The organism is Bacillus sp. LR--39 (genome assembly GCF_053613335.1).
Window position 1 is genome coordinate 1 of the sequence record NZ_JBSIOT010000073.1, and the last position, 1,840, is coordinate 1,840.

Annotated in this window: 2 protein-coding genes; both read left to right on the forward strand. The window is 46.8% G+C overall.

Annotated features, from left to right (window positions below; translation table 11 throughout):
- The first annotated feature begins 169 nt into the window (after nt 1-169).
- Nucleotides 170-736, forward strand: a complete 567-nt coding sequence (gene lmrA / locus ACWHAR_RS20380; protein WP_452087648.1) for a transcriptional regulator LmrA — start codon at nt 170-172, stop codon at nt 734-736.
- 38 nt (nt 737-774) lie between these two features.
- On the forward strand, nt 775-1,840 hold a 1,066-nt coding region (locus ACWHAR_RS20385), incomplete at its 3' end, for a DHA2 family efflux MFS transporter permease subunit (RefSeq protein WP_452087649.1).

The following is a 1,840-nucleotide window of genomic DNA, read 5'->3' on the forward strand; positions in this document are numbered from 1 at the left end:
ATCTATTCAGTCAAAAGATCAGTCAGCTTTTCTCTCAGTATTTTTTGTTGTCATATCCTTCTTTTTTTGTCTTTTCATACAATGAATTTTTCTTGACAATTGATGATTGAATCAAGATAATAGACCAGTCACTATATTTTTGATTACAATTCAGTAAGGTGGGAATGTTATGAGTTATGGAGATTCCCGTGAGAAAATCCTTTCGGCAGCTACCCGCCTTTTTCAGCTGCAAGGGTATTACGGCACGCGGCTGAACCAGATTATAAAGGAAAGCGGCGCGCCTAAAGGCTCTCTTTACTACCACTTTCCCGGGGGTAAAGAACAGCTTGCGATCGAAGCCGTGAATGAGATGAAGGAGTATATCCGTCAGAAAATCGCGGACTGCATGGAAGCCTGCACCGATCCAGCGGAAGGCATTCAAGCCTTTTTGAAGGAGCTCTCCTGCCAGTTTTCATGTACGGAAGACATTGAAGGCTTGCCTATGGGCTTGCTAGCGGCTGAGACGTCATTGAAAAGCGAACCGTTGCGCGAAGCCTGTCATGAAGCCTACAAAGAATGGGCCTCTGTGTATGAGGAGAAACTGCGGCAGGCTGGCTGCAGCGAGAGCCGTGCAAAAGAAGCCAGCACTGTGGTTAACGCGATGATTGAAGGCGGCATTCTTTTATCTTTGACGGCAAAAAACAGTACGCCGCTCATTCATATCTCCAGCTGCATTCCTGACCTGCTGAAGAGATAAAAAAACGACATCCTACATGCAGTTGATAGAGAGGGGAAATGATTTTGGAAACAACAGCTAAAGCATCTCAGCAATACAAAGTGATGCCGATTATGATTTCCTTGCTGTTGGCCGGTTTTATCGGCATGTTCAGTGAAACAGCACTGAATATTGCGTTAACCGACCTTATGAAGGAATTGCACATTACAGCGGCAACCGTCCAATGGTTAACGACGGGCTACCTGCTTGTACTCGGTATTCTTGTTCCTGTTTCAGGACTGCTGTTGCAGTGGTTCACAACAAGACAGCTTTTTACCGTGTCACTAATCTTTTCAATTATAGGAACCTTGATCGCGGCGCTTGCGCCAAGCTTCCCGTTTTTATTGGCGGCAAGGATCGTTCAGGCACTTGGAACCGGTCTTTTACTGCCCCTAATGTTTAACACAATCTTGGTGATTTTCCCGCCTCATAAACGGGGTGCCGCAATGGGAACGATCGGTCTTGTCATTATGTTCGCGCCCGCCATCGGCCCAACTTTCTCAGGATTGGTTCTGGAGCATCTCAACTGGCACTGGATTTTCTGGATCTCTCTTCCATTCCTTGTGCTGGCGCTTGTGTTCGGTATCGCATATATGCAGAATGTATCTGAAACGACAAAGCCGAAAATCGATGTATTGTCTATCATCCTCTCGACGATTGGTTTCGGCGGCATTGTGTTCGGATTCAGCAACGCGGGTGAAGGCTCCGGGGGATGGTCCAGCCCGACTGTTATCGTGTCGCTGATTGTCGGCGTTGTCGGCCTTATCCTATTTTCAATCCGCCAGCTGACAATGATGCAGCCGATGATGAACCTCCGTGCGTTCAAATACCCGATGTTTATTTTGGGTGTGATCATGGTGTTCATTTGTATGATGGTCATTCTGTCATCTATGCTGCTTCTGCCGATGTATCTGCAAGGCGGCTTAGTCCTGACTGCATTTGCATCTGGTCTTGTTCTCTTGCCGGGCGGTATTTTAAATGGATTTATGTCCCCTGTTACAGGCCGCTTGTTCGATAAATACGGGCCGAAATGGCTTGTCATTCCGGGATTTGTGATTGTCACTGTTGTACTATGGTTCTTCTCAA